The organism is Paraburkholderia phenoliruptrix, assembly GCF_047325075.1.
GTDB classification, from domain to species: domain Bacteria; phylum Pseudomonadota; class Gammaproteobacteria; order Burkholderiales; family Burkholderiaceae; genus Paraburkholderia; species Paraburkholderia phenoliruptrix.
Genome location: NZ_CP168530.1, coordinates 1,517,414 through 1,544,293, shown reverse-complemented (window position 1 = coordinate 1,544,293; position 26,880 = coordinate 1,517,414). Strand labels below are relative to the sequence as shown.

Annotated in this window: 22 protein-coding genes and 1 pseudogene; 9 read left to right on the top strand and 14 right to left on the bottom strand. The window is 62.6% G+C overall.

The features are described from left to right. Window positions 1-4: 4 nt before the first annotated feature. Genes ACEN8U_RS06880 through ACEN8U_RS06855 form a run of 6 tightly spaced genes read right to left on the bottom strand, consistent with a single transcriptional unit; the run spans window position 5 to window position 8,078 of the window. Complete coding sequence (locus tag ACEN8U_RS06880) at window positions 5-1,588, bottom strand: AMP-binding protein (protein WP_310107514.1); 1,584 nt, start codon at window positions 1,586-1,588, stop codon at window positions 5-7. Further along, a complete protein-coding gene (locus ACEN8U_RS06875; RefSeq protein ID WP_014971889.1) occupies window positions 1,581-2,117 on the bottom strand; it encodes a (2Fe-2S)-binding protein in 537 nt (178 codons plus the stop codon). The genes ACEN8U_RS06880 and ACEN8U_RS06875 overlap by 8 nt, the downstream gene beginning before the upstream one ends. Continuing rightward, entirely contained in the window at window positions 2,114-2,935 is an 822-nt protein-coding gene (locus ACEN8U_RS06870) for an FAD binding domain-containing protein (protein WP_310107512.1), read from the bottom strand. The genes ACEN8U_RS06875 and ACEN8U_RS06870 overlap by 4 nt, the downstream gene beginning before the upstream one ends. Continuing rightward, window positions 2,932-5,973 (bottom strand): xanthine dehydrogenase family protein molybdopterin-binding subunit, encoded by a 3,042-nt coding sequence (locus tag ACEN8U_RS06865; RefSeq protein ID WP_310107510.1) that lies wholly within the window; start codon window positions 5,971-5,973, stop codon window positions 2,932-2,934. The genes ACEN8U_RS06870 and ACEN8U_RS06865 overlap by 4 nt, the downstream gene beginning before the upstream one ends. A gap of 4 nt (window positions 5,974-5,977) precedes the next feature. Next, entirely contained in the window at window positions 5,978-6,592 is a 615-nt protein-coding gene (locus ACEN8U_RS06860; protein ID WP_310107508.1) for a UbiX family flavin prenyltransferase, read from the bottom strand. Then, on the bottom strand, window positions 6,585-8,078 hold the full coding sequence (locus ACEN8U_RS06855) for a UbiD family decarboxylase (protein ID WP_310107507.1): 1,494 nt from the start codon (window positions 8,076-8,078) through the stop codon (window positions 6,585-6,587). The genes ACEN8U_RS06860 and ACEN8U_RS06855 overlap by 8 nt, the downstream gene beginning before the upstream one ends. A gap of 277 nt (window positions 8,079-8,355) precedes the next feature. On the opposite strand from ACEN8U_RS06855, the gene ACEN8U_RS06850 reads away from it, so the two are divergent. Continuing rightward, a complete protein-coding gene (locus tag ACEN8U_RS06850; protein ID WP_310107506.1) occupies window positions 8,356-9,300 on the top strand; it encodes a LysR family transcriptional regulator in 945 nt (314 codons plus the stop codon). A gap of 24 nt (window positions 9,301-9,324) precedes the next feature. Here ACEN8U_RS06850 and argE read toward each other — a convergent pair whose 3' ends face one another. The 4 genes from argE to ACEN8U_RS06830 are packed head-to-tail and all read right to left on the bottom strand — an operon-like array spanning window position 9,325 to window position 12,928. Beyond that, entirely contained in the window at window positions 9,325-10,482 is a 1,158-nt protein-coding gene (gene argE / locus ACEN8U_RS06845) for an acetylornithine deacetylase (RefSeq protein WP_310107504.1), read from the bottom strand. Then, on the bottom strand, window positions 10,475-11,152 hold the full coding sequence (locus ACEN8U_RS06840) for a DUF1028 domain-containing protein (protein ID WP_310107502.1): 678 nt from the start codon (window positions 11,150-11,152) through the stop codon (window positions 10,475-10,477). The genes argE and ACEN8U_RS06840 overlap by 8 nt, the downstream gene beginning before the upstream one ends. 9 nt (window positions 11,153-11,161) lie before the next feature. Next, the gene (locus ACEN8U_RS06835) at window positions 11,162-11,602 is read right to left on the bottom strand and encodes a RidA family protein (RefSeq protein ID WP_035479090.1); all 441 of its coding nucleotides are present in this window, start codon (window positions 11,600-11,602) and stop codon (window positions 11,162-11,164) included. A gap of 18 nt (window positions 11,603-11,620) precedes the next feature. Then, window positions 11,621-12,928 carry an NAD(P)/FAD-dependent oxidoreductase gene (locus ACEN8U_RS06830; protein WP_310107500.1) on the bottom strand — a complete coding sequence of 436 codons (1,308 nt, stop codon included), beginning with the start codon at window positions 12,926-12,928 and terminating at the stop codon, window positions 11,621-11,623. Between the two features lie 160 nt (window positions 12,929-13,088). On the opposite strand from ACEN8U_RS06830, the gene ACEN8U_RS06825 reads away from it, so the two are divergent. The 6 genes from ACEN8U_RS06825 (at window position 13,089) to ACEN8U_RS06800 (ending at window position 19,674) form a co-directional block, all read left to right on the top strand. Then, window positions 13,089-14,015, top strand: a complete 927-nt coding sequence (locus tag ACEN8U_RS06825; RefSeq protein ID WP_310107498.1) for a LysR family transcriptional regulator — start codon at window positions 13,089-13,091, stop codon at window positions 14,013-14,015. Between the two features lie 136 nt (window positions 14,016-14,151). Beyond that, window positions 14,152-15,288 carry an SRPBCC family protein gene (locus tag ACEN8U_RS06820; protein ID WP_310107496.1) on the top strand — a complete coding sequence of 379 codons (1,137 nt, stop codon included), beginning with the start codon at window positions 14,152-14,154 and terminating at the stop codon, window positions 15,286-15,288. Between the two features lie 21 nt (window positions 15,289-15,309). Then, complete coding sequence (locus ACEN8U_RS06815; RefSeq protein WP_310107493.1) at window positions 15,310-16,491, top strand: ABC transporter ATP-binding protein; 1,182 nt, start codon at window positions 15,310-15,312, stop codon at window positions 16,489-16,491. 1 nt (window position 16,492) lies between these two features. Beyond that, window positions 16,493-17,539: an ABC transporter substrate-binding protein gene (locus tag ACEN8U_RS06810; protein ID WP_310107491.1), complete on the top strand. Its 1,047-nt coding sequence runs from the start codon at window positions 16,493-16,495 to the stop codon at window positions 17,537-17,539. A gap of 28 nt (window positions 17,540-17,567) precedes the next feature. Further along, on the top strand, window positions 17,568-18,821 hold the full coding sequence (locus ACEN8U_RS06805) for an ABC transporter permease (RefSeq protein WP_310107489.1): 1,254 nt from the start codon (window positions 17,568-17,570) through the stop codon (window positions 18,819-18,821). Between the two features lie 25 nt (window positions 18,822-18,846). Beyond that, the gene (locus ACEN8U_RS06800) at window positions 18,847-19,674 is read left to right on the top strand and encodes an ABC transporter permease (RefSeq protein WP_310107487.1); all 828 of its coding nucleotides are present in this window, start codon (window positions 18,847-18,849) and stop codon (window positions 19,672-19,674) included. Window positions 19,675-19,761: 87 nt separating this feature from the next. On the opposite strand, the gene ACEN8U_RS06795 is transcribed toward ACEN8U_RS06800, so the two are convergent. Beyond that, window positions 19,762-20,658: a LysR family transcriptional regulator gene (locus tag ACEN8U_RS06795; RefSeq protein WP_309588486.1), complete on the bottom strand. Its 897-nt coding sequence runs from the start codon at window positions 20,656-20,658 to the stop codon at window positions 19,762-19,764. 134 nt (window positions 20,659-20,792) lie between these two features. On the opposite strand from ACEN8U_RS06795, the gene ACEN8U_RS06790 reads away from it, so the two are divergent. Together ACEN8U_RS06790 and ACEN8U_RS06785 are read left to right on the top strand one after the other, a co-directional pair. Further along, window positions 20,793-22,217 (top strand): M20 family metallopeptidase, encoded by a 1,425-nt coding sequence (locus ACEN8U_RS06790; protein ID WP_310108060.1) that lies wholly within the window; start codon window positions 20,793-20,795, stop codon window positions 22,215-22,217. Between the two features lie 47 nt (window positions 22,218-22,264). Further along, a pseudogene (locus ACEN8U_RS06785) lies at window positions 22,265-23,553 on the top strand (MFS transporter). Between the two features lie 148 nt (window positions 23,554-23,701). Here ACEN8U_RS06785 and ACEN8U_RS06780 read toward each other — a convergent pair. From ACEN8U_RS06780 to ACEN8U_RS06770, 3 genes are all read right to left on the bottom strand, one after another. Beyond that, on the bottom strand, window positions 23,702-24,631 hold the full coding sequence (locus ACEN8U_RS06780) for a substrate-binding domain-containing protein (protein WP_368609971.1): 930 nt from the start codon (window positions 24,629-24,631) through the stop codon (window positions 23,702-23,704). Window positions 24,632-24,884: 253 nt separating this feature from the next. After that, on the bottom strand, window positions 24,885-26,129 hold the full coding sequence (locus tag ACEN8U_RS06775; protein ID WP_310107483.1) for an MFS transporter: 1,245 nt from the start codon (window positions 26,127-26,129) through the stop codon (window positions 24,885-24,887). A 170-nt stretch (window positions 26,130-26,299) separates the two neighbouring features. After that, complete coding sequence (locus tag ACEN8U_RS06770) at window positions 26,300-26,851, bottom strand: hypothetical protein (protein ID WP_310107481.1); 552 nt, start codon at window positions 26,849-26,851, stop codon at window positions 26,300-26,302. Window positions 26,852-26,880 lie beyond the last annotated feature (29 nt).

Here is a 26,880-nt window from a genome sequence, read left to right as displayed (position 1 = left end):
TGTGTTACTCCTTGGTGGTTTCTGAAGGCTGCGCGGCCCGCCCGTTTGAATCGGGCGTGTACTCGCCCGCTTGCAGCTTGCGGCGCAGAATCTTGCCGACCGGCGATTTCGGAATGTCGTCGACGAACACGTAGTCGCGCGGGCGCTTGAAGTTGACGAGGTTCGAGTGGCGGCACCATGCATCGAGCGCAGCGGAATCGACGTGCTCGCGGCGCTTGATGAATGCAACGACGCGCTGGCCCCAGCGCTCATCCTTGACACCCGCGACCGCGACTTCATCGACGGCGGGATGCAGCGACAACACGGATTCGATATCCACCGGCGAGATGTTTTCTCCACCGCTGATGATCATGTCGTCGACGCGGCCCGTCACGTACAGATCGCCGTCGCGGTCGAGATAGCCTGTGTCCCCGGTGAAGTACCAGCCCTCGCGCAGGCACTTCGCATCCGCGTCCGGGCGATTCCAGTAGCCTTCGAAGGCTTCGTCGCCGAGCAGGTCCACGATGATCTGCCCTTCTTCGCCGACTCCGGCGATTTCATGGGGCGATAGCGCATCGAGCCTGACGACGCGCAGCCGCGTATTGATGCCCGCGCGGCCCGCGCTGCCGGGCTTCTTTGTCGCGTCCTGATCGAGGCTGAACGTGTAGACCTCGGACGAGCCGTAGTGATTGACGAAGAGCTCCGGCTCGAACGCGGCCGAGAGGCGCTTGAGCAGGCCGTCGTTCATCGGTGCGCCCGCGAAGCCGAGCTTTCTGACCGACGACGTGTCCGTGTTCGCGAACGCGCTGTCGGCGAGCAGATCGTGATAGAGCGTCGGCACGAGGTAGAGACAGGTAAGCGCGTACTTCGAGATGCATTCGAGCGCGAGCTTCGCGTTCCAGCGCCGCACGCAGACGAAAAGACCATCGACGAGCGCCATGGCGAGCAGCGAGCGTACCCCCATCGTGTGATAAAGCGGCATCACGCCGAGCGTCCGTTCGCCGCGCCTGTACAGGTTCTGCGCGACGTGCGCGAGCGCCCCCGCGCGTTCATGCCGATGCCGGCGCGGCACGCCCTTGCCTTTGCCCGTCGTGCCGGACGTGTAGAGGATCAGCGAGATGTCGTCGGCGCTGGCGTGCGCCGCGTCGCTCACGTGGCCCACGTCGCCGCTACGCGTTCGTTCGACGATGAGCGCATCGAAGCGGGTGGTGCGGCCGGGCGCGTCGTCGAGTCCGACGCGCGGCACGTTTTGCGCGGCGGCGCTCTGCGTGACGGAATCGGCGCTGACGGGTTCGTAGACGATCGCCTTCGCCCCCGCGTCGGTCACGCAGTAGTCGACTTCTTCGGGCTTTGCGCGCCAGTTGAGCGGCACGATCACGATGCCCGCAAACTGCCCGGCCCAATGCAGCGTCGCCATTTCCCAGCGGTTTTGCAGCACGACGAGCAGCCGGTCGCCGCGTTGCAGGCCGAGCCTGCGCAGGCCATCGGCGATATTCAGGATGATGCGATGCCACTGCGCGTACGTCAGTTGCACATCGCCATCCACGAGCGCGAGCGCGTTCGGACTGCGCTCGACGCTTTGCAAAAACGTGCGGCCGAGATCAAGCATGTTCGACCTCTTGCGTGCTTGCCTCGGCCCGGCGGCGCGCCGCCACATCGAGCACGGCGGCTACGATCGGCGTGTAGCCCGTGCAGCGGCAGATGTGGCCCGACAGCATTTCGCGCACTTGCGCCTCGGTCGGATCGGGCACGCGTTGCAGATAATCCGCGCAGGACATGAGGATGCCCGCCGTGCAGAAGCCGCACTGCAGCGCGTGATGCCGCTGGAACGCCTGCTGCAGGTCGCCGAGCGTCTGATCGGGCGCAAGGCCTTCGACGGTATCGATATGCCGCCCATCGGCCTGAACCGCGAGCATCAGGCACGAACGCGCCGCGACGCCGTCGACCTGCACGGTACAGGCGCCGCACACGCCATGTTCGCAGCCGACGTGCGTGCCCGTCGCGCCCAGTTCGTGCCGGATGAAGTCCGACAGCAGTTCGCGCGGCTCGCAGTAGCCGCTTCGTTCGCGGCCGTTCAGCGTCAGCGCGATGCGCTGCGCTTTGCCGTGCCGCATGAGGGTGTCCGACATCTTGCTCACTTTGCCTCCTCGATCACGCGCCATCCGAGTTGCCGGACCAGATTCCGGCGATATTTCGCGCTAATGTGCGCATCGTCCTGCGCATTCAGTTTCCAGCTCAAATCGTTCAATGCGCCGCGCAGGTCGTCGCCCTGCAGACGCGGCCATAGCTCCGTCACCGGCCGGTCCGCGACGCCGCCGACTGCAATACGGATCGACTCGTCGGTGACCACGGCCGCGCACGCGACGATCGCAAAGTCGCCGTGTCGCGCAGAAAACTCTGCGAACGCGTAGCGCTCGCCTGCCTTGCGCAGCGGGAAGCGCACCGCTTCGACGAGTTCGTCGGGCTCGCGCGCGGTCATCAGCATTCCCTGAAAGAAGTCCTGCGCGGCGAGCGTGCGGCGCCTCTTTCGCGAGCGCAGCATCACGTCGCCGCCGAGCGCCGCAAGCACGAGCGGCAACTCCGCGCTCGGGTCCGCATGCGCGATCGATCCGCACACGGTTCCGCGATTGCGGATCTGAAAGTGCGAGATATGCGGGAAGGCCATCGCGAGCAGCGGCGTTTCGTCGGCGAGCGTGCTGCGCCATTCGACGCTGCCTTGCGTCGCCGCGGCGCTCACGACGAGCTGCCCCGCCTGCCTGTCCGCGCGCACGGCATCGAGTTCGGCGGTGCGCGAGATATCGACGAGCACCTTCGGCTGCGCGAGCCGCATGTTGAGCACGGCCATCAGCGACTGGCCGCCCGCCAGCACGCGTGCGTCTTCGCCGTATTGCGCGAGCGCGTCGAGCGCGTCTTGCGCGGTCATCGCGCGCAGGTAATCGAACGGTGCGGGCTTCATGCGTGCCTCCTGAAACGTGCAAGGAGTCTTGCGATCCACGATCCATGCGCTTGCACGGGCTTGCCCGCCGCCTGTCGTCCGAGCGATTCGAACAACTGCTTCAGCACGACCTTCGCCGCGCCTTCGAGCATGCGGCCGCCGACCGCCGCGACCTTGCCCGACACCTGCGCTTCGTAGTCGTACGTGAGTCGCGTGCCGCTGCCTTGCGGCGTCAGTTCGACGAGACCGCTGCCACGCGCGCTGCCGAGCGGGGACATCCCCGCGCCAGCGAGTCGCAGCCGGCGCGGCGCATCGATCTCCGACAAACCGATACGCGCCTCGAAACGCGCCTTGATCATGCCGACGCCGACGGTCACGTCCGCGCGATACTGGTTCGGCGCCGTCTCTTCGAGCGCGTGACAGCAGGGAATGACCTTCGCGAGCGCCTTCGGATCGAGCAGCACGGCGAACACAGCTTCGGGTGTCGCGGGCAGGTCGACCGTGCCCTGCGCCGTCAGTGCGCGTCCGCCGCCCGGCGTCGCGGGCTTCGTCGCGGGCGCTTCGCGATATTGCGGCCGCGACGGTTCGGGATCGTCCATGCCGATCATCGCCATCACGCTGGGCGGCGTAAGCGGCAGGCGAATGTCTTCGACGCCGAGCGCGTCCGCCACGGCATTCGCGATGCACGGCGGCGTGCTCATGTTGTTGCCTTCGCCGAGCCCCTTCGCGCCAAGCGGCGTGAAAGGCGAAGGCGTCTCCAGATGCACGATCAGCGGATCCGGCACTTCGCAGGTCGTCGGCATCAGATAGTCGGCGAGCGTGCCGGACTGGAAGCTGCCGTCCGCGCCGTAGCGGAACTCTTCCATCAGCGCCGCGCCCACGCCTTGCGCGAACGCGCCGCGAATCTGGCCATCGGCGAGTGCGGGATTGAGGAGCGTGCCGGCGTCGTGCACGGTCACATATCGGTCGATACGCACGCGTCCCGTTATCCGATCCACTTCGACACCGCACATGTCGAACGCGAAGCCATACGCCGCCGATGTATTGATGTGGTCCTGTTCGTCGGGCGCATCCATGTGCGGCGGCGACCAGAACACCGTTTCGCGCAGACCCGGCTCTTCGCCCTCGGGCAGGAGCGCGGGCGCCCAGTGCGGCGCATTGCTCGCGGCGCGCGCGAACGGCAGCGCGCGGTCCGCGGCGTCGCGCGGAAAAACGCGTGCACCTTCGAAGCACACGTCGCCGGGCGCGCAACTGAACTGCTTCGCGAGCACGCGCGCGAGCTTGTCGCGCACGCGCGTCGCGGCGAGATGCACCGTGCCCGCCACCGCGCCCGCGAAGCGGCTGGAATAATTGCCCGCCGCGACGGACCAGGCGTCCTTGTGCGTATCGAATTCGACGTTGACGACGATGTCCTTCGGATCGAGTCCCAGCACATCGGCGACGACTTGCGCGCACACGGTCATGTGGCCCTGGCCCGCGGGCGTCGATGCGATCGTGACGACCACGCCACCGAGCAGATCGACGCTGACCGTCGCGCTCGCGATCGCGCCGTTCTTCGGCCCGGCTTTTTTGCGTGCGTCGGCGGGCATCACGGTCGTGATGTAGCCCATGTTCGAGACCGACGGCTCGATGATCGCCGCGAAACCGATGCCATACAGCCGCCCTTCGTTGCGCGCGGCGTCGCGGCGCGCAACCAGTTCCCGGTATCCGCCTTCGTCGAGCGAACGGCGCAGCGCTTCCTGATAATTGCCGGAATCGAGCAGCGCGCCCGCCGCCGCACGATACGGAAACGCATCGGCGGGAACGAAGTTGCGGCGATACACGTCGAGCACATCGAGCTTCAGTTCGATCGCGATGCGCTGGATCAGCCGCTCCAGCGCGAAGTACACCTGCGGCCCGCCGAAGCCGCGCACGAGCCCCGTCGGCGTCCTGTTCGTCAGCACGACGCGATTGCGCACGAGCAGATTCGGGATCGCGTAAGCGCCCGTCAGACAGCCGTGCATCCGGTAGAACGTCGCGGGCTCGGGCGCGCGTACGTAGCCGCCGACGTCTTCCAGCTGATCGTAAGACAGCGCGACGATGCGGCCATCCGCTTCGACGGCCGCTTCTATCGTCGAAACACGCGCCGTCGCCGATGTCGCCGCGCTCAGGTGTTCGAGCCGATCCTCGACCCACTTCACCGGCGCGCCCGCCTTGCGCGACGCGAGGCACATCAGCACGACATACGGAAACACGGCCTGCTTCACGCCGAAGCTGCCGCCGGAATCGCGCGGGGCCTTATGACGCAGGCGATTGGCGGGCACGTTCAACGCCATCGACATGACGGCGTGCAGCGAGAACGGCCCCATGAAATTCGACGTGACGTCGTAGCCTTCGTCGCCCGAAAGATATTCGGCGATGACCACGCCGCACTCGATCGGCGCGCACGTGTTGCGCGGATAATGCGCGACGAGCTTCACGCGATGCGGCGCGCGCTCGAAGGCCGCTTCCGGCTCGCCGTAGCGGAAATGCCGGTCGCTGATCACGTTGCTGCCGACGCGTTCGTGCAGCACCGGCGCGTCGTCCCTTGCGGCTTGTTCAATCGACGTCACGGGATCGAGCGTCGCGTAGTCGACCTTGATCAGATCGAGCGCGTCTTCCGCGAGCGCACGCGACTCGGCCATCACGACCGCGACGGGCTCGCCGACGTAGCGCACGCGGTCCATCGCGAGCGCCCACTGTTCCATCGGCGATTTCACGCCGACGACGAACGGTCGCGACCACGGGCGCAAATCGTCGCGTGTGAGCACCGCGCGCACGCCGGCGAGTTTCGACGCGGCTTGCGTATCGATCGACAGGATGTCCGCGTGCGCGTGCGGCGAACGCAGAATAGCCGCGTGCAGCGTGCCCGGCTTGAGAGCGATGTCGTCGCCATAGCGGCCACGGCCCGTCAGGATCGCCGGGTCTTCGAGGCGCTCCATGGAGCGTCCGACGTGACGCTGCGGTGCAGTCGTCTCGCGCATCTCTTTGCCGGCGACGCGCGCGTCCATGTCGGCAAATGCGGTTTCGCGCTGATTCATGACGTTACTCCTCACGTGCGGCGCGGCCGCCGAACTCATCGGCGAGACCACTCCAGCGGCGCGCAATCTCGTCGTGCTCGATGCCGAACAGATCGAGAATGCGCCCGACCGTGTGGCCGACCACGTCCTCGATAGTCTGCGGATGCGCGTAGAACGCGGGCACCGGCGGCATCACGATTGCGCCCATCTCCGTGGCGAGCGTCATGTTGCGCAGATGCGCGAGATTGAGCGGCGTTTCGCGCGCGACCAGCACGAGGCGGCGGCGCTCCTTGAGCATCACATCGGCGGCACGCGTAAGCAGGTTGTCCGCGAAGCCGTTTGCGACGCCCGCGAGCGTTTTCATCGAACATGGCGCGATCACCATGCCTTCGCAGAGAAACGATCCGCTCGCCACGGCCGCGCCAATATCGCGCACGTTGTGCACGACATCGGCAGCGGCTTCAAGATCGCCGCGCGCGAAGCCGAGTTCCTGTGCCGCGGTCACCGCGCCCGATGACGACACGACGAGATGCGTCTCGTGCGTGCCGAGCCGGCGCAACGCGGCGAGCAGCCGCACGCCGATCACCGCGCCGCTTGCGCCCGACATGCCGACGACGATGCGCTTCTTTCGCTCAGCCATGATCGCGCGACAAATAGGCGTCGAACGCGCTGTTGTCAGCGGCGACGAGGGCTTGCAGGTCGACCGTGTCCTCACCCGGTATGTGCACGCGCGTGAACACATGCGCGGGATACACGACCGGGCGCGTCGCATCGAGGCCCATCTTCGCGCTGACGCCTTGCAGATGCGACGGCGCATCGTCGGGCTGACCGACCGTCGTCGATGGATCGAGCGGCGAGCCCTGCGCGCCGGCTATCACAACGAGATCGCGATCTGCCTGGAAGCGCGTCGCGATCGCCCATTCGATTTCCGCGGGATCGTGCACGTTCACATCGGTATCGACGACGACGACCTGCTTGATGTCGTAATGCGCGCCGAACGCACAGAGGATGACGTTCTTCGCTTCACCTTCGCGCTTCTTGTCGAATTGCACCCACAGGTGATAGCGGCACACGCCGCCCACCGACAGATGCACGTCTTTCACGCCGGGATGGCTGCGCCGAAGATGCGCGAGCAACGTGGCTTCGCGCGGAATCGCACCGAGCAGCAGATGTTCCATTTCGGCGGGCACAATCGTATGAAAGATCGGATCGCGCCGATGCGTGACAGCCGCCACTTCGATGACTTCGCGTGCTTCCTTCGCGCTGTAGTACTTCGGAAATTCGCCGAACGGGCCTTCCGGCTCGCGCACGTTCGGCAGAATGCGCCCTTCTATGACGATCTCCGCGAACGCCGGCACGTGCACGCCGTTCGTCACGCATCGCGCGACTGGCAGCGGCGCACCGTGCAGCGCGCCCGCGATTTCGAGTTCGTCGTGATCGATCGGCGTGATCGCTTGCGACGCGAGCATTGTGAGGGGATCGACGCCAATCACGATCGCGACGTCGAGCGCGTCGCCGGCGGCTTCCGCGTCGCGCTGGAATGCATGGAGATGACGCGGCAGCAGCAGAATCGCCATGCGATCGGGGCCGTGCACCTGAATGCGGTTGATCGAGACGTTCTGCACGCCGGTGCGCGGATTGCGCGCGATCACGAGACCGGCGGTAATGTACGGGCCGCTGTCGTGTTCGCTGTGCGTGGGAATGGGCAGCAGCGCGTGAAGATCGATGCCGCTCGTATGCACCACTTGCTGACAGGACGCGTCCTCACGTTGAATCAGTTTCGATGCGAGCGGGCCAGCCGCCGCAGCGGAAAAACGTGCGAGCAATGCGGATTCGTCGACGCCCATTGCTTCCGCGATCCACGCGCGCTTCGACATGAAGCCGCTCACGACGGGCACCGTATGGCCGTGTGGTCGCGTGAAAAAAGCGGCCTGTTCGCCGTCTAGCCGCTTCGCGACGGCGGCGAGTTCATGCTCGAGCGCAACGGGCGTATCGATCGTCGCGACACGGCCGGTTTTCGCGAGATGCACGAGCCAGTCGCGCAGCGACAGCGAGCCGGTGTCGGCGTGATCGCGTGCCGAGGCAAATGAGGGAATACCGTGCGTTGCGGCCTCGCGTGTGTTCATCATCGTCTCCATCTATGCACGCCTGCTATGGCAAGCGCATGGGATGAAGCGTAGCGAGATCGCGCCATAACATCTAATACTGTTTACTGATGCGATGGATCATTCGTTCTTATATCCGTGTTAGCCCGGATGACAGCGTTCTTACAGTTACGTATCAATGGAACGCTCCCCGCGCCTGTACGGAAGGGCCCATCACGATACGGCACCCTGCACCGTCGACGAGCGCAGGGTGATAATGTCACCCGCCCCATTAGCATCGCTGATGCCCCCAGGGAACATGGACCTCAAGCAAATCCAGTACTTCATCGCGCTGTTCGAAGACGGCTCGGTCACGCGCGCCGCGAAGCGGCTGCACATCGTGCAACCGGCCTTGAGCATGCAGATCGCGAAGCTCGAGGACGAACTGCATCAGCAGTTGTTCGAGCGCGGCGCAGACGGCATGGCGCCGACCGCCGCGGGACGGCTGATGTATCGCCTGTTTTTACCGATCATGCGCGACCTTGCTCACGCGCGGCAGCAACTCGTGCAGCGCGACGAAGTGGTGACGGGGCATGTCGGCATTGGCCTCATCGCATCGGTGACGGAAAGCGTGCTCGCGGATTCGCTGTCGCGCTTTCACGCGCGTTACCCCCACGTCGAAGTCACCATCGCCGACGGCTACAGCGCGACTTTCATCGATTGGGTGGCGGGCGGTCAGCTCGATGCGGCCATCATCAACAAGCCGCGAGCGCGCCTTTCGCTCGACTCGCGCCCCATGCTCGACGAAGAAATGGTGCTGGCGACCAGCGCCGCGCATGGCCCCGACTTGCCGCGTGCCATCGAACTCGCGCAATTGCCCGAACTCGAACTGGTGCTGCCAACGAAGCGCCACGGCCTGCGCGGCGTGCTCGACAGCGCCGCGCAACACGAGGACGTGCTGCTCGCGCCGCGCTTCGAGATCGACGTGCTCTCGACGATTCTCAAGCTCGTCGAGCACACGCGCTTCGCGACGATCCTGCCGCGCATCGTCGTGGAGCGTGCCGCACGGCACGGCACCTTGCGCGCGTGCCCGATTCTCGCGCCGCGCATCGTCCGGCACATTCTCTGCGTGAGCCATCCGCGCCGGCCATTGAGCGCGGCGGCGGAGGCGTTGATCGCGACCATCGGCGACGAGTTGCATCGGGCGTCGGCCATTACGGGCGACGAGTCCTCAAAGGACACGAAGGAACCCCACCGGCACTAACACGCCATGTCCGATTGGCGAGCTTCAGGTGGAGAGGTGATCGGCCAAGCGAAGCAACATGGCGTCGCACTCGCGCAATTGCTCGACGGTGACGTACTCGTCGGGCTTGTGTCCCTGATCCATGCTGCCGGGTCCGCATACGACGGCCGGAATGCCTGCCTGTTCGAACAGACCGCCTTCCGTACCGAAGGCCACCGTGCCGAATTCCGTCGATCCCGAAAGCAATGCGAGCAAACGTGCCGCTTCACTGTCGGGAGGCGTCGCCAAACCCGGATACGACGACAGCGGCGTCAAACTGATGCCGGTATCCGCTTTCACGGCACGCATCTTCGGCAGCAGTGTGGCCTGTGCATATGTCTGCAAGCGGTCCGCGACCTCCGTGGCATCGAAGCCCGGCAACGCACGCACTTCGAAATCGAACTCGCACTCCGCGGGCACGATATTGAGCGCGCGGCCGCCTTGGATGACGCCAGTTTGCACCGTGGTATACGGCGGATCGAAACGTTCGTCGCGATGTCCGGCCTGTGCGAGTTCTTCGCCGATCTCATCAAGATGGTTGATGAGACGCGCGGCATATTGAATGGCGTTGACGCCATAAGGCGCGTAGGCCGAGTGACACGGCGCGCCCTTCACACAGCAACGCATTGCAAGCTTGCCTTTATGACCGAGCACCGGCTTGAGTTCGGTCGGCTCGCCGACCAGACAGAGCACGGGTTTATGCTCGCGACGCGCGAGTTGTTCGAGCATTGGACGAACGCCGAGGCAACCGACTTCTTCGTCGTATGAGAATGCGAGATGCACAGGCATCTTCAAGTCGCGCTTGACGAAGATCGGCACTGCGGCAAGAACCGAAGCAAGAAAGCCCTTCATGTCCGCCGTCCCGCGGCCGTACAGACGCCCGTCTTTCTCGACAAGCCTGAACGGATCGACGGTCCATGCCTGACCATCGACGGGCACCACATCCGTATGACCCGACAGCGCAACGCCGCCGCGGTGGCGCGGCCCGATCGTCGCAAAGAGATTGGCCTTGGTGCGCTCGTCGTTATAGAACACCTCACATTCGACGTCATGCGCCACGAGATAATCTCGAATGAATTCGATAAGAGCCAGATTGGAGTCGCGGCTAACTGTCGCGAAACCGATCAGCGCCTCGAGCAGCGCACGGCTCGACATCTCATTCATCGCCCGGTACGCCGTAGCTCGGCGCCGCGGCCGGATTCAATGCGCGCGTCACATAGTCGTTCATCTGCGGTTCGTAGGCGGTCCACAATTCGCCGAGCTTGCCGATGGGATCTTCGTCGGCCCAATCGACGCGCAGGTCAACAAGCGGCCACGTCAGGTCACTCACTATTTTCAGCGCCGCCGAATGCACCGGCCCCGCTTCGCCGCCTGCCGCGATTGCAGCATTCATTGCTGCGAGCAACCTGTCGGCAAGATGGCCTTCGGCGTTTGCAAACGCGGCCGGCATCGCTTCAATGACGTGCTTTCCAGACAGCATGTTCCCCGCCGCGACACACTGGTTGCCCGCGACGGCATGATACGTGCCCAACGCTTCCTTGCCGCTGAAGAATGCGGTGCGGCCTTTTGCATCGACCACGGTCACCTGGCGAAACTCACTCCATTCGTTTGCATCGAGTGCCTGTTTCAAGGCCTCTGCTGGAGCGAGCTGCTTGCCGGCGAGAAGATCGAGAATCTGCGGCCCGAGCGCGGGCAACGTGACGTTTTGCGTTGCGACCGCGCCCACCCCCGCGCGAAGCCACGGGCAGCGTGCGCCCACGGCAATGCTCGACGAACTGATCGCAATACCGAGTTGGCCTGTCTTTTCGCAACGACCGACGATAGAGAAAGTCATGCGTACTCCTTATGCCTTGGGCGGCGGCGTCCATCCATCCGGAATGACGGCGATCACATCGATTTCCATTAGCCATTCCGGCTGTCCCAACGCGACCACGGTAAGCCCTGTCGAAATGGGAAAAACACCCTTGAGCCACTTGCCGACTTCGCGATACACCGGTTCACGAAACCGCACGTCAGTCAGGTAGGTGGTCGTCTTGACGATGTGGGAAAGGTCACTGCCCGCTTCTTCGAGCAACTGCTTGACGTTCTTCATCGCCTGCTCGGCTTGCGCGCGCGGATCGCCGAGACCGACGAGGTTGCCCGCGAAGTCCGTGCCGATCTGTCCACGCACATACACGGTATTGCCGGCGCGCACGGCCTGGCAAAGATCGTTGTCGAGCGTCTGGTTCGGGTACGTATCCTTCGTGTTGAACATGCGGATACGGGTATGCGTAGGTTGGCTCATCGATTTGCCTTCAATGTTTTAATTGACTTGAACGCTCTCTTCACGCTGCGGTTTCTGGCTGTGGCTTTGCGCAGTGTCGTAATACGCCTCATATTTGCGCTGCGTGACGATGTGATCGGCGATGTGCTTCGCGTCATGCCACACACCCCAGATAAATGCCGAGCCGCGTCGCGACAACCAGGGAAGGCCGAGGAAGTACACGCCTCGCTCACTCGATACACCGCGTTGGTGTTTGGGCTTGCCTTTCTCGTCGAACGTATCGACTTGCAGCCACTTGAAGTCGGTCGCGTAGCCCGTTGCCCAGATGATTGATGTGACGCCTGCCTGTTCCAGATCGAGATCCGTCAGCGGGTGGGTCAGACAGTCGGGGTCGGACGGAATCAGCCGTGCTTCCGGTTCAGCAGGAAGGTCGAGGCCGTTGCGGACTGCGTAACTGTCGGCTGCATCGAGCAGCGACAGATAGTTTTCATCTCCACGCGCAATGTTTTCCGCGAGGTCGGCGTTGAAGTGCACGACATTGCCGTCAAACGATTTCGTCAGACCGACGAGCGTAATGCCCTGATGCCCGAGTCGGCGGAAGTCCACGGTTTGCCCTCCACGCGCACCGCTCACCGCGATAGTCACATGCTCGCGGCCGGGCTTCATCACTTCGGCATCCCACTCGCCGAGAACGCCCAGCCACCAGCAGAAGTCGCGTCCGCGATACGCGCGCGGCGGACGGTCATGCGCACCAACAGACAGATACACGTTGCGGCCCGCGCGCTGCAGTTCATCGGCAATCTGCACGCCCGATGAACCGGCGCCCACCACCAGTACGCCACCAGCGGGCAGCTGCTGCGGGTTGCGATAATCCGCCGAATGGATCTGCGTGAGCGATGCATTGTGCGGCGCGATCGGCGGAATCACGGGCTTCTGGAATGGACCTGTCGCCACGACGACGCGCCTCGCCTCCAGCACGCCATCCGACGTCTCGACGGTAAAACCTTCGCGCCCCGCGTTGCGTACCACCTTCGTCACCTCGACGCCGGTGCGGATCGGTGCTTCGAACTTCCTCGCGTAGGCGACGAAGTAATCTGCGACTTCTTCTTTGGGCGCAAAGGCATCCGGCCGGGTCTCGGCGAATTCAAGGCCCGGAAAGCGATCGTGCCAGGCGGGGCCGTTCGCGACAAGCGAATCCCACCGTCCCGTACGCCAGCGCTCCGCAATGCGTGCGCGTTCCAGCACCAGATGCGGCACGCCGTGGCGGCTCAAATGTTCGCTCATGGCGACGCCGGCCTGGCCCGCGCCTACTACGAGCGTATCGATTGGCGTTGTTCCCACAGTCATGGCTATGTCCTTCCGAGAGGCGGTATGTCGTCGTGGGAATCTACGCGCCGAAGCAGGATCGATAAAATATTTTCAAAAAATGCAAAGCATTGGAAAAAGCTATGCGCAGTTTTTTGTCCGCTCCACAATGCGATGCATCCTTCTCTCTTGAACGACGCCAATGGAAAGCCACCCGCTACGCTATTCGTTGCGCCAGTTGCGCTATTTCGTGGTCACCGCCGAGGCACTTTCCTTTACCGCAGCGGCGAGGAAACTGCACATTTCGCAGCCGTCCATCTCCACGGCGTTAGCCGATCTGGAAGTGTCTTTCGGCGTGCAGCTCTTCATTCGCCACCACGCCAGCGGTCTCTCGCTGACGCAGGCCGGGCGCGATTTATTGGGCCAGGCCCGCAATCTTCTGAAGATCGCAGAAGAATTGCAGATGGCCGCTAAAGAGATGGATGGCGGAATGACGGGCTCCATCGCCCTGGGCTGCCTCGTGTCGCTCGCGCCGCCGCTTATGCCGGGACTGATTGCGCGCTTCACCGAAGATCACGCAGGCATTTCCTTTCGCACCGTCGAGGCACACCAGGATGCGCTGCTTCGCGGCTTGCACGACGGCTCGCTCGATATCGCGCTGACGTACAGCCTGGATCTCACCGAGGACATTGCCTTCACGCCGCTGCTGTCTTTGCCGCCTTACGCCATTCTTCCGCGCACGCACCGGCTGGCGCGCGCCCGCAAGATTTCGCTGGCGGATTTATTGCCCGAGCCCTATGTGATGCTCGATCTGCCGCACAGCCGCGAATACTTCGCCGCGCTCTTCGACGCGGTGGGCAGCCGCCCCGTCCCCGCGTTTCGCTCGTCCCAGCCGGAAGTGGTGCGCGGCATGGTGGCAAATGGACTCGGCTACAGCCTGCTCAACTTTCCGCTCAAGTCCAATCGCACCGTGGATGGCGAAGAGTTCGTGATTAAACGCTTTAAAGACAGTGCCAATCCAACGATGCTCGGCATCGCACAGTCTCGCACCATGAAACCCCGTCAGGTGGTGCATCGCTTCGCTTCGTTTTGCGAGAACTACATACGGCGCTTGCACATCGACGCTTGAACAGCGCTGCATAGCCAAAAGCTTTGCGTTGTATCCGAAAACTATATTTTGACTGGGATATTGGCTTGATAGATTGAGTCCATGCCGAGCGCGTTGCGCCGGGCGCTCCTGCTTAACGCACGCAAGGGACGAAGTCATGGACAACGCCGGACTGACCGAGTTGATCGACGCATTGCGCACCGGCTGCGATCGGCCGTTCAGCGACGCTCGCGCCATGCCGCCCGGCGTCTACACGTCAACGGAATTTCTGACGCGCGAAGAGCGCGACATCTTCCAGCGCGAATGGCAATGCGTCGGCCGCGCAAGCGCGCTCAAAGCGGTCGGCGATTATCTGACCGCACGCATCGGCGCACAACCGGTCGTCGTTTTGCGCGACGAACAAATGCAACTGCGCGCGATGTCCAATGTGTGCCTGCACCGCATGTCGATGTTGCTCGAAGGACGCGGCAATGTACGGCGCATCGTATGTCCTTATCACGCGTGGAATTACTCGCTCGACGGCGCACTGAAGGGCGCGCCTCTCATGGACCGTCAGGAAGGCTTCTGCAAAGAGAGCTACAAGCTTCCCGCCGTGCGCTGCGAGGAATGGCAAGGCTGGATCTATGTCACGCTCGATCAGGATGCCCAACCGGTCCACCAGCAGCTTGCGGAACTGAGTCCGCTGATCGACGCGTACGGTATGACCGACTACATCGAAACTTTCTATGAAGAGCACGTGTGGGACACCAACTGGAAGATTCTCGCCGAGAACTTCATGGAGAGTTATCACCTGCCGATGCTTCATCGCGCGACGGTAGGTCCGCACTCGCGTCTTGAAGAGATGGAGTGCCCGCCGGGACATGCGGCATTCAACTATCACTGGATCACCAAGGAAGCGTCTCTGCCTATCGGCAACGCGCATCCCGACAACACGCGCCTGACCGGCCACTGGCGCAAGACCACCGCTTTGCTCGCCATCTATCCGACCCATCTGATCACGCTCACGCCCGGTTATTTCTGGTACCTCGTGCTGCAACCGCAAGGCGTCGGGCGCGTGCATATACGGTTTGGCGGCGGCCTGTCGCCGGAATTCATCGCCGATCCGAAAGCGAATGCGCATATGGCCACGCTCAAGAAATTGCTCGACGAAGTGAATGCCGAAGACAGGCGCGGCGTCGAAGCGGTCTTTCGCGGCGTGCATGCGCCGCTTGCCAAACCGGGGCACCTGAGCCATCTCGAACGGCCGAACTACGACTTCGCGCGTTATGTGGCGAGCAAGCTGAATTCGCGTTAAGAACGACAGGACGCAACTACGATGTCTAATCCCTCCTTCATTTCGTTCTCGGGCGTGAGCAAATCGTATGACGGCGCGAATTATGTCGTCGACGATCTGAACCTCGATGTACGCAAGGGAGAATTCCTGTCGCTGCTCGGACCTTCCGGCTCAGGCAAGACGACCACGCTGATGATGCTGGCGGGATTCGAATCGCCGACACAAGGCGAGATCCGGCTCGACGGCAAGCGGCTCGACGACAAGCCGCCGCATCAGCGCGACATCGGCATGGTGTTCCAGAACTATGCGTTGTTTCCGCATCTGACCATTGCGGAGAATGTCGCGTTTCCGCTGTCGGTCAGACGCGTGAGCCGCGCCGAACAGAAGACGCGCGTGAAGCGTGCGCTCGACATGATCGAGTTGCCGCATCTGGCGAATCGCCGGCCTGCGCAACTCTCGGGCGGACAACAGCAACGCGTTGCGCTTGCGCGGGCACTCGTGTTCGAACCGAGTGTCGTCCTGATGGACGAACCGCTCGGCGCACTTGACAAGCGTCTGCGTGAAACGATGCAATACGAGATCATGCGGTTGCATCGCGAGTTGTCCTTAACGATTGTGTATGTGACGCACGATCAAGCCGAAGCATTGACCATGTCGGATCGCGTCGCCGTATTTTCCGACGGACGCATCCAGCAGGCCGCCACGCCGAGCGAGCTTTACGAGAACGCTCAGAACGCATTCGTCGCGAACTTCGTCGGCGAAAACAATGGACTGACCGGACGCGTAGTGAGTTGCGATGACCGCTGGGCGACGTTCGCGTTGTCCGACGGCAGCCTCATTCGAGGCCGATGCGAGGAAGGCTTGCGCATCGGCGACGACGCCATGCTCGCGCTGCGCCCCGAACGCGCGCACATTCCGAGCGCGGAAGGTCTGCAAGTCGGCGAACACGATAACGTCGTGCAGGCGCGCGTGGAAGAGCTTGTCTATTGCGGCGATCACCACCGTGTGCATCTGACGCTCGGCTCGCGCGATTCAATCGTCGTCAAAGTGCCCAATACGCAACGTCATGCGCTGCCCTCGGCGGGCGACACGATCCAGGTCGCCTGGCGTCACGACGACTGCAAGATTCTCGCGATGGCCGCGGCGCCCCGCCCGCACCCGATCGATACCTTCGCCACGCCCTCACCTTCTCTCATCACGACCGCACCCGCAGGAGCCAACTGACATGCGCACTCGACTCAAAGCACAATGCGCCGCACTCGCCCTACTCGCTATTGCCGGCGTAACCACTCAGGCAGCCGAAACGCTGAACGTGGTGACGTTTGGCGGCGCGCTCGAAGCTGCGGCCAAGAAGGCCTGGATGGACCCGTTCACGCAGTCGAACGGCACGCAGTTCTCGCTCGAATCGTATGACGGCGGACTCGCGAAGCTTTCGGCAATGGAACAGGCCAAGAACACCACATGGGACCTGATCGACCTCGAAACCAACGATGCGATCACCGCCTGCGACGAAGGTCTGCTCAGGAAGTTCGACAAAAGGTCGCTCGGCAAAACCAGTGACTTCATTCCCGGTTCGATCAGCGATTGCGCGGTGGCCAGCATGGTCTGGTCGACGGTCTACGCTTACGATTCGAGCAAGCTGAAAAATGCACCGACCACCGTCAACGATTTCTTCGACGTGCAGAAATTCCCCGGCAAGCGCGGCCTGCGCAAATCGCCGAAGGTCGCGATGGAATGGGCGCTGATCGCCGACGGTGTCGATCCCAAGGACGTTTATAAAGTGCTCGGCACGCCGGCAGGCGTCGACCGCGCCTTCAAAAAGCTCGATACGATCAAGAAGAACATTGTGTGGTGGGAGTCGGGCGCGCAAGCGCCGCAGCTGCTCGCCGACGGCGCCGTGGTGATGGTGCAGGCGTATAACGGCCGCATCGACGATGCAGTGAAGAAAGACCACAAGCCCTTCAAGGCCGTGTGGGATGCACAGGTCTACGATTTCGAATGGTGGGGCATTCCGAGCGGCGCGAAGCATGCCGATCTGGCGTCGAAGTTCATTGTGTCGCAAGCGCAGCCGAAGGCATCGTCGGATCTGGCGAAGTACATCGCTTATGCGCCGCCGCGCAAGGACGCGGTCGCGCTCGTCGATAAACAGCGTCTTGCCGACATGCCGACCGCGCCGGACAACTTCAAACGCGCCGTGCAGATCAACGCGAACTTCTGGGCCGACAACGCCGATGCGATCAACAAGCGCTTCCAGGTGTGGCTCACGCAATAAGTCAATTCAAGCAGACGGGAAGACGAACATGCCTGCATCGGTCCACGCAAACACTACCGGTCTTCCTCGGGAAACGGCTGGCCGCGCGTCCTATAACAAGGCGCAACGGCGCGCATCGGTGCAGGCGCTTCTGCTCGCATTACCGCTCATCGTATTTCTGCTCTCGACGTTCATCGCGCCCATCGCCATGCTGCTCGCACGCAGCGTGCAAAATCACGAAGTGGCAGGCAGCATGCCCGCGCTCACGCAGGCCTTGAATGCATGGGACGGCCGGGACATCCCGGGCGAGCCTACTTTCGCGTTGCTCGCGTCGGGCCTGAAACAGGCGCAGGAAAGCGGCCAGCTGGGAGCGGTCGCACGCCGTCTCAACTTCGCGCAGCCGGAGTTTCGCAGTCTGCTGATGCGCACTGCGCGCAACATTCGCGGCGACGTACCGAAAGCGTGGAAGCCTGCGTTGATCGGTATCGATGAACGTTGGAACTCGCCCGAAGTGTGGCGTCTGCTGAAACGCGCGGCCGAGTCGCCCACGCCCGACTATCTGCTTGCCGCCATGGATGCGCAAGTCACGCCGCAAGGGGCCATCGCTTCGATGCCCGCGAATGCGTCGGTCTATCGCGAAGCATTCGTTCGGACCATATCGATCAGCGCGACCGTTACGCTGCTTTGCCTCGTTCTGGGTTATCCCGTTGCATGGCTGCTCGCGAATCTGCCCGCGAAAACCGGCAACCGTCTGATGCTGTTCGTGATCGTGCCGTTCTGGACGTCGCTGCTCGTGCGCACGACCGCGTGGTACGTTCTGCTGCAACCGGGCGGTGTCATCAACAGCGTGTTGTCCGGGCTGGGTCTCGCCACGCATCCTGTACCGCTGATTTTCAATCGCACCGGCGTGTTGATCGGCATGACGCATGTGCTCTTGCCCTACATGATTCTGGCGATCTATTCGGTCATGAAGAGTGTTTCGCCCGTCTATGTGCGCGCGGCAAAATCGCTCGGCGCGCATCCGTTCACGGCGTTCGTGCGGATCTATGTGCCGCAGACGCTGCCGGGCATCGGTGCCGGATGCTTCCTCGTGTTCGTGCTGGCGCTCGGCTACTACATCACGCCTGCACTGCTCGGCGGCGCAGGCGACGAGATGATCAGCCAGCTCATCGCCATGCAAACCAACACCCAGCTCAACTGGGGGCTCGCGGGCGCGCTGTCGGCGTACCTCGTGATCTTTACGGCGATCTTCTACTTCCTGTTCAACCGCATCGTCGGCATCGACCGGCTGCGCTTCGGTTGACTTATCGGCATCGAAGGACACGCTCATGCAAGACAAACGCAACACGGTGCTGACGGAACGCGTCGCTGCGCGCTGGGTTCGTGTGCACACCGCGCTCGTGCTGTTCTTCCTGATCGCGCCCATCCTCGCGATCATTCCGCTGTCGTTCAATTCGGGCTCGTATTTCTCGTATCCGATGCAGGGCTTTTCCTTTCGATGGTACGAGCAGGCACTCACAAGCGCGGACTGGCAGCGCGCCTTACTGAACAGCGTGGGCATCGGCGCAGCATCGACCTTGATCGCAACCTGTCTCGGCACGCTTGCCGCACTGGGGTTGTCGCGTTCACAGTTTCCGTTGCGCTCGGTCATCATGCCGATCATCATTTCACCGATGATCGTGCCCATTGTCGTCGTAGCGGCCGGCTTCTACCTCATCTTCGCGCCCCTCGGACTGGTGAACTCGTACGCCGGCGTCGTGCTTGCACATGCGGCGCTCGGCACGCCGTTTGTCGTCATCACGGTGACCGCATCGTTGTTGTCATTCGATCAGAGCCTGTTGCGCGCCGCGTCGGGTCTCGGGGCCCGTCCCTGGACTGCGTTCCGCCGTGTCACCCTGCCGCTCATCACACCCGCTGTCGCAACGGGCAGCGTGTTTGCGTTCGCGACATCGTTCGATGAAGTCATCGTGATCCTGTTCATCGGCGGGCCCGACCAGAAGACCGTACCGCGCCAGATGTGGAGCGGTATCCGCGACTCCATCGATCCGTCCATTCTTGCGGTCGCGACCATGCTGATCGTGTTTGCGGTGTTGCTCTTTGCGAGCATCAACTGGTTAAGAGCGCGGGCGTCTGCGGCGAGCCAGGCGTTGACCTGATTGCGCGGCACGAAAGTGGCGCAGGCTAAGTGACAGACGTGCCGGTTGGGTGGATTGGCGACGTCGAACGAGTGCTTCGCGACGAATTCACGATTCGTCCTGCAGTTGCGCGATCAACTGCAGGACGAACTCTTTCAATGCGGCCGACAACACGCGCCCCGACAAGGTCTGAATCTGTACGCTGCGCAGCGTCATGCCGGGATGGTCAATCGGGATCGCCACGAGACCGTCCTGCTCCAGCCGCGCCCGCACCGTAAACCGGCTCGTCAGTGAGACTGCGCCTGACACCTGCGTGAAAACGCACAACGTGCTCGAGTTATTACAGGTTAAGACTGGCTCGAACAGCAGGCCCTCAAGACTGGATGTCACGTCGAACATTTGCCGGATCGTCGTGCTCCGATCGAGCAGTGCAATCGGAAAGGGCTGCAGGTCGGCCAGCGACACCTTGCTGCGAGCGGCCAGCTCATGGCTACGCTTCATCAACGCATAGATCGGCGCGCTACGCGCGTACTCGACGCGAATCTCCGGGTCACGCGCAACACTAAAGGTCAGACCGATATCCGCGTCGCCGTTACGCACGCGCAGTGTCACGTCCTGAGGCGCAGCCACCGTCAGCTCGAAGCGCGTACCCGGCGACTTTTCCAGAAAGCCGGCGATGACGTGCGGCAGCATGTCCCGCGCAAATGCTTCCGATGAGGCGATACGAATCGTGCTTCGATCGAATGAAGCAAGCGCCTTGATTTCATCGAGTACCTGCTCACCCTCCAGCAGGGTTCTGCGCACATGAGCGGCCAGAAGTTCACCGGCCTTGGAGAGCGCCATGCCGCGCGGTTGCCGCTCGAATAGCGGATACCCCACTTCCTCTTCCAGCTTGGCAATCTGCCGGCTGATTGCCGAGATCGTCACGTGCAATTGCTCAGACGCTTCGCTTAGCGAGCCGGTGTTCGCAACCGCCAGAAAGTAACGAAGAGCGACGCTGTGCATGCAGGACGCGCTGGTTTGCGCTTTTGGAAAGGAGAGTCTGCAAATAAGTCAATTGTGGTGCGGCTTTTGACTTCGTACGCTTGGTCGATCGAAGCAATCACTCGCAGCATACACGCCTACTGGTGAGGAGCATGATGACACGCGATGAAGCGATCGACAATGCCATTTCATATTTCGATTCGGGCGCTTTCTTGCGGGATCTGCAGCGCAGGGTCCGGATGGAGACCGAAAGTCAGGAAGCTTCGGGTATGCCTGTACTTTGGGATTATCTGAGCGGCGAGTTGGTCCCTTCGGTCCAACGACTCGGCTTCGAGACCCGCATCGTGGCGAACCCGGTCGAAGGTTACGGCCCGTTCCTGCTCGCGGCGCGCATCGAAGATCCCGCCCTGCCCACCGTCCTTATCTATGGACACGGCGACGTCGTGCGCGGATACGCGGGCCAATGGAAGAATCAGATGTGCCCGTGGAATATCACCATAGACGAAGACCGCTGGTACGGCCGGGGCACCGCAGACAACAAGGGCCAACATACGATCAATCTGGCTGCGCTCGAACAGGTCATGGCCGCAAGAAACCAGCGCTTGAACTTCAACGTAAAGCTGCTCATCGAAATGGGTGAAGAAGCGGGGTCACCCGGGCTTCAGGCGCTTTGTGAACAGCACAAGGAAACCCTCGCGGCCGATCTTCTGGTCGCTTCCGACGGCCCCCGTGCCAGCGCAGACACCCCTTGCGTTTTTCTCGGCTCACGCGGGCTTGTCAACTTCACCCTCTCGCTTAACCTGCGCGACGGCGCCCATCACTCAGGCAATTGGGGCGGCCTGCTGCGCAACCCCGGTACTGTGCTCGCTAACGCGATTGCGTCCATCGTCGATGCGCGTGGCCGGATCCTGGTAGAGCAGTTATGCCCCCGAGACATTCCTGAGGCCATACGTCATGCATTAAAAGACGTCGCCGTAGGCGGCGGCCCCCACGATCCGGCGATCGATCCCGACTGGGGCGAACCGTTCCTGACCGCCCAGGAACGCGTCTACAGCTGGAACGCGCTGGAGGTGCTGGCGTTCACGACCGGAAACCCGGCCAATCCGGTCGGCGCCATTCCCCCCACCGCTCGGGCGCATTGCCAGCTCCGATATGTGGTCGGCACTGCCGCCGGCAACATCGCCGCGCTCCTGCGAAGCCACCTGGACCGGCTTGGCTTCAGCATGGTCGAGGTCGAGATCGGCGAACAGATGGACGCGACACGCCTGCCGCCCGATGACCCATGGGTCGAATGGGCACTTGACTCGCTGCGGCAGACAACCGGAAAGAAACCGGACCTGCTGCCGAATCTCGGCGGATCAATACCCAATCACGTCTTCATGGATATCCTGGGCATGCCGACGATCTGGATTCCCCACTCGTATAGCGGCTGCTCCCAGCACGCGCCGAATGAGCATCTGCTCGCAAGCGTGGCGCGCGAAGCGCTGCAGATCATGGCTGGCCTCTTCTGGGATCTCGGTGAAAACGGCGCGACGGTTCGAAGTCGACGCCAACGCGCAGGACATCATCAACTGGCATAGGTCCCTTTTTCTCGAGCGAATACTCCTTCCATCTCCAGGACTATCACATGCACACCGCCGCGACTGTGACTGATACCGCTTCAATTGAAACCAGGCGTTCCAGCTTTCACCGGATCATCCTGGCCGCCTCGATCGGCAACGCACTGGAATGGTTCGATATCCTGATCTATGGATTTTTCGCCACCATCATCGCCAAGACATTCTTCCCGGCCTCGAACTCCACCGTGTCGCTTCTGATAACGCTTGGAACGTTTGGTATTTCCTACCTCGTCAGACCGCTCGGCGCACTCGTGCTCGGCTCCTATGCGGACCGGCGCGGCCGCAAGGCATCCATGATGGTGTCGATTGTCATGATGATGCTAGGCACCGCCCTGATAGCCCTGATGCCGGGCTACGCGACGATAGGCATCGCGGCGCCGATTGCGGTCGTGTGCGCGCGCATGGTCCAGGGGTTTTCCGCGGGGGGCGAATTCGGCAGCACCACCGCCTTCATGGTCGAACAGGCACCTGAGCGAAAAGGCTTTATCGCCAGCTTCCAGTTCGCAAGCCAGGGCCTGAGTTACCTGCTCCCGCAGGGTTCGGGGTCATACTGACGAATACGCTCGAAACGGCTGCGCTCGACTCCTGGGGTTGGCGCTTGCCGTTTCTGTTCGGCATCCTGATCGGACCCGTAGGCCTTTATTTGCGCAAGCACGTTCATGAAGGACAAAGTTTCCAGGAAGCGAGATCGGAAGAGCATCCGGTCAGCACGGTGTTTGCCCGTCAGAAGGGCCGCATGCTCCTCGCCATCGGCACGCTGGTGGTGTCGACCGGAACGAGTTACGTCATCCTTTACATTCCAACCTACGCGGTCCGCCAGCTTCATCTTCCCGAAAGTTTCGGTTTCATGGCGGCGATGCTCACCGGTGCCATTCTCACGTTTGTTACACCGTTTGTTGGCCATCTCTCCGACCGTGTCGGACGCGTGCGCTTGATGATGTGGGCCGGCATCGTCTTCACGTTGACCATTTACCCGGTTTTTAAGGTTCTCGGCGAGCACGCCGGCCTTGGCGCACTGATGGCGACGATGGCGTGGGTGGGGCTGCTTAAGGCCGTCTATTTCGGAGCCCTGCCCGCTTTGATGGCGGAGACCTTCCCGATCGAAACGCGGGCTACCGGCATGGCGATCAGCTACAACATTGGGGTGACTATTTTCGGCGGCTTCGCCCCGTTGATTGTGGCGTCGCTGATTCAGGCGACCGGCAGCAAGCTGGCCCCGGCCTATTATCTGATGCTGCTCGGCGTGATCAGCCTGATTGCGTTGTGGCGATGCCGCAAGACGCTGGATCTGCGGTGATGGGTGGTGGTGATGAGTGGGGGCGATGAGCGGCGGCCTTGACCGCATCCTTGAAGGCGTTGCCGGCAGTGAATTTGTCCGTCCTGGCCGCAGCAAACAGCGTGCGGCTGGTTGGCTGCGCCGCTTCGCATGACGGAGCCCGGCACGTCTAGTGTGCGTAGGTTGCCAACACCGCTCTGATCGCCGGGTCATGTATGTTGTTCGGCGTCACGGTTACCACATCGACGAACACCGTTGAGAGAACGGGATGGCCGTGCAAGGCACCGACTAATGCCTCCACGGCGAGATAACCCATGCGGTAAGGGTCCTGCACCACATCGGCATAAATAACGCCGCGTTTGAGTCCAGTCATGAATTCCGGGCGCCAGTCGAATACGACGAGGCGCGGCCGGTCGCCGATCGCCTTGGCTTCCACCACTCGCAAGGCGCCATAGGCAATCGGCTCAGCCGGCGCGAAGACAGCGTCAAGATGACCCGTGTAGCTGTTCAGGGCATTGGCGATCAATCCCTCCGCATCACGCGGCCGGTATCCCACGTAAGAATCGACAACGACATCCCATTGCTCTTTGCGTGCGACGCTAAGGAACCCGTTTTCGCGCTCGCTCGTGGAACGGATGTTCGGGGCGAGCCGCAGCACGGCCACCTTGGCACCCTTTCGCAGGACGGGCAAGAGGCTCTGCGCGGCTATTCTGCCTGCCTCGAAATTGTCGGTAGAAACGGTTGAGAGGGACTTGTAATCGGCGCTTGCCCGGTCGACCAGAACGATTGGGACCGAGATAGAAGCAGTAGAGGCACCCTGCAGCGGCTCCGGTGCCAGGACAATGCCGGCCACGCCTTGCTGCACGAGGTAGTCGATGATATGCCGCTGGAGATTGGGTGTCTCGAGCGACGCCCCGTCAGAAGGGTTCCGCATGAGAAGCTGAACGTGCTGGTCGCTCGCCGCACGTTCAATTCCCCTGATCATTGTCTGATAGAAAACGAGCGACGACCCGGGTAAAACGACACCGATGGTCGTCGACCAGGCGGCCGCAACCGTGCCGACCCACACGCAGAGAACCCCGCAAAACAATAGAATCATGCGCATATTTAACTGACCATCGCTATTGGCTCAGCCGAAAAGGGCTCCGCGCGATCCGAGTCCTTTCTTAACGATACTCTATGAGGCGGTCGTACGATTTATTGTAAGCGTTGTTGTCACGGCTCGATAAATGCGCACTGTCCGGATTTGGTGGAGGCGTCAATGTCCACCGCGGCGTGGCAGATGCTTCGTGATGACGCATCTGCGCGAACAGCAAGCGAATCCGGTTATGCGTTTTTGTCCCACATCGGATTCATGTTGCCAGAGGAGCATCGTCATCCAGTTGGCGGCGAAGGCCGCAAGCCTGTTTGAGCGTGGTGCCGAAGAACAGCCACAGCGCCAGCGATCCGGTAGAGACAGCGCCCAGCACGAGGAACGCGCTCGCGTATCCGAAGTGCTGGGCGAGTACACCGCCCAGCGCCGGACTCAGTGCCGCGCCGACTCCCTGCACCGTCATGACCACGCCTTGTCCGACGTTGACCCGTCCCGTGCCTTGCAACAGCCGCACCACCAGCGCGGGCACTGCGACGCTCTGCAAGCCCGCGCCGACGCCGTCGAGGGCCTGAACCGGCCATACGCCCCACGCGGTGATCAACATGGCGGCCACCAGGCCACGCAGCGGCAGCGCAAGGAAAGTGATCAGAATCACGCCCCAGTACCCAATTCGCTCAATGAGGCGGTTCGCAAAACAGGCGGCGACGACCATCACAAACTGAGCGACCACGACAGTCTGGGCAGTGAAGGCATTAGGATCGCCTTGATGCGCCGCGACGACCGCAAGCCCATAAAGCGGCAGCATCGCCGCATTGCCCAGATGAAAAATCGCGAGCGATGCGGCGAAGAGGAGCAAGGGCCGGCACGTTAACAAGACGCGAAAAGCGCTCGCATGCTCATGCTCGGGGTTCGACTCCCCCGATGTCGGGCCCCCGAGACCGCGCGCGCGGTCGTGATCGATTGCGTCGCGACGGATCAGCAGCGTCGCGATGACAGTCAGGAAGCCGAACACGCCGGCCAGCACGAACACCGCGCTGAATCCGTAGCGCCATCCCAGCCAGCCCGAGAGCGCGGCACCGGCCACGTTGCCCGCGTGATTGGCCACCTGATTGCGGCCGAACTGCCGGTCGAAACCTTTCTCGCGCACGATTCCCAGCGTCACGCCGGCCACCGCCGGACCGAGCGCCGCCCCCGTCACGGCAGTGAAGATCTGTGACGCCGCCACCATCCAGTAACTGTGGGATATCCACAGCGCGAGCGACGCGAGCGTCGTCATTACCCCCGCGACGACGATGATGCCGCGCTTGTGATGCGTGGCGTCCACCAACGCACCTGCCGGAGCAGTCGCAAGCACGCCCGCGATACCACCCAGCGTCATGACCGTGCCGATTGCGTCCGGATGCCAGCCATGCGCCTGAAGAAAGACGCCGAGAAATGGCCCGATACCGGCCTGCACATCGGCCATGAAGAAATTGAGTCCTTCGAGCGCGTACTGAGGGTTCATGGCTCACTCATGGCGTCCGTTCTTGTTGGGTCGAGGCTGCGTGCCGACGATGCCGTGCTCCTGCGAGGCTTCGACGGCATAGGCGTCGGTGCCTGGCGGCGGGTGACGTTAGAGCAATGTGTCTGCATGGCGCGCCACGACTTACGCGCCATGCACGAGGCGCAGCCTTGTCAGGGCGCCTCGGGCGCATCGACGAGTTCGGCGATTTCGTCGACCTCGATCGTGCGCCCGTGCCTCGTCCTGAGGCCGTGCCCCCAGGCGTGAACGTGCACGCCCGGCGTCAGATAATCGGCCAGTTCGGCGGCAGCGTGAGGCGGCATGCGCAATGACGTGCCGTCGTCCAGCAGTGCGCCGCGCAATTCGCCTTTCGGGCCGAAGAGCGAAAGCACCACTTCGCCCGATGCGTCCATCGGTTTGCGTTTTACATCCGGCTTGTGATGCTTCTCGCCTTTGAGATGGGGACCTTCGTCGAGAATCACGACGCCGCTTGCGGTCGTCAGCGAAACGGCGGCGATCATGTCGGCATCGCGTGGCCTGATGCCGCGCACGCGTACGACATCGCCGGGCGTGACGTGACGCACGATCTGTTTCGACAGATGCGGGGGAAAGTGAACCTGACGCGAGCCGACGATGAGGCCGTCGACTTCACCGTGCGGATTCAACAGAAAACGTGTGACTTTGCCGCGCGTTTCCGGAAGGCTCGTAGGGTCGATCCAATGCATGTTCGTTGTCCTTAAAGTTGTGATGGCGC

Excerpts from the sequence above, each read along its gene's own strand:
- ACEN8U_RS06820 (WP_310107496.1), top strand. The coding sequence starts at position 14,152 with ATGGACAACGCCGGACTGACCGAGTTGATCGACGCATTGCGCACCGGC.
- ACEN8U_RS06835 (WP_035479090.1), bottom strand. The coding sequence starts at position 11,602 with ATGAGCCAACCTACGCATACCCGTATCCGCATGTTCAACACGAAGGAT.
- ACEN8U_RS06855 (WP_310107507.1), bottom strand. The coding sequence starts at position 8,078 with ATGAACACACGCGAGGCCGCAACGCACGGTATTCCCTCATTTGCCTCG.
- ACEN8U_RS06850 (WP_310107506.1), top strand. The coding sequence starts at position 8,356 with ATGGACCTCAAGCAAATCCAGTACTTCATCGCGCTGTTCGAAGACGGC.
- ACEN8U_RS06865 (WP_310107510.1), bottom strand. The coding sequence starts at position 5,973 with ATGAATCAGCGCGAAACCGCATTTGCCGACATGGACGCGCGCGTCGCC.
- ACEN8U_RS06880 (WP_310107514.1), bottom strand. The coding sequence starts at position 1,588 with ATGCTTGATCTCGGCCGCACGTTTTTGCAAAGCGTCGAGCGCAGTCCG.
- ACEN8U_RS06810 (WP_310107491.1), top strand. The coding sequence starts at position 16,493 with ATGCGCACTCGACTCAAAGCACAATGCGCCGCACTCGCCCTACTCGCT.
- argE (WP_310107504.1), bottom strand. The coding sequence starts at position 10,482 with ATGAATGAGATGTCGAGCCGTGCGCTGCTCGAGGCGCTGATCGGTTTC.
- ACEN8U_RS06800 (WP_310107487.1), top strand. The coding sequence starts at position 18,847 with ATGCAAGACAAACGCAACACGGTGCTGACGGAACGCGTCGCTGCGCGC.
- ACEN8U_RS06775 (WP_310107483.1), bottom strand. The coding sequence starts at position 26,129 with ATGAACCCTCAGTACGCGCTCGAAGGACTCAATTTCTTCATGGCCGAT.
- ACEN8U_RS06805 (WP_310107489.1), top strand. The coding sequence starts at position 17,568 with ATGCCTGCATCGGTCCACGCAAACACTACCGGTCTTCCTCGGGAAACG.
- ACEN8U_RS06825 (WP_310107498.1), top strand. The coding sequence starts at position 13,089 with ATGGAAAGCCACCCGCTACGCTATTCGTTGCGCCAGTTGCGCTATTTC.
- ACEN8U_RS06790 (WP_310108060.1), top strand. The coding sequence starts at position 20,793 with ATGACACGCGATGAAGCGATCGACAATGCCATTTCATATTTCGATTCG.
- ACEN8U_RS06780 (WP_368609971.1), bottom strand. The coding sequence starts at position 24,631 with ATGATTCTATTGTTTTGCGGGGTTCTCTGCGTGTGGGTCGGCACGGTT.
- ACEN8U_RS06860 (WP_310107508.1), bottom strand. The coding sequence starts at position 6,592 with ATGGCTGAGCGAAAGAAGCGCATCGTCGTCGGCATGTCGGGCGCAAGC.
- ACEN8U_RS06815 (WP_310107493.1), top strand. The coding sequence starts at position 15,310 with ATGTCTAATCCCTCCTTCATTTCGTTCTCGGGCGTGAGCAAATCGTAT.
- ACEN8U_RS06770 (WP_310107481.1), bottom strand. The coding sequence starts at position 26,851 with ATGCATTGGATCGACCCTACGAGCCTTCCGGAAACGCGCGGCAAAGTC.
- ACEN8U_RS06830 (WP_310107500.1), bottom strand. The coding sequence starts at position 12,928 with ATGACTGTGGGAACAACGCCAATCGATACGCTCGTAGTAGGCGCGGGC.
- ACEN8U_RS06795 (WP_309588486.1), bottom strand. The coding sequence starts at position 20,658 with ATGCACAGCGTCGCTCTTCGTTACTTTCTGGCGGTTGCGAACACCGGC.
- ACEN8U_RS06870 (WP_310107512.1), bottom strand. The coding sequence starts at position 2,935 with ATGAAGCCCGCACCGTTCGATTACCTGCGCGCGATGACCGCGCAAGAC.
- ACEN8U_RS06840 (WP_310107502.1), bottom strand. The coding sequence starts at position 11,152 with ATGACTTTCTCTATCGTCGGTCGTTGCGAAAAGACAGGCCAACTCGGT.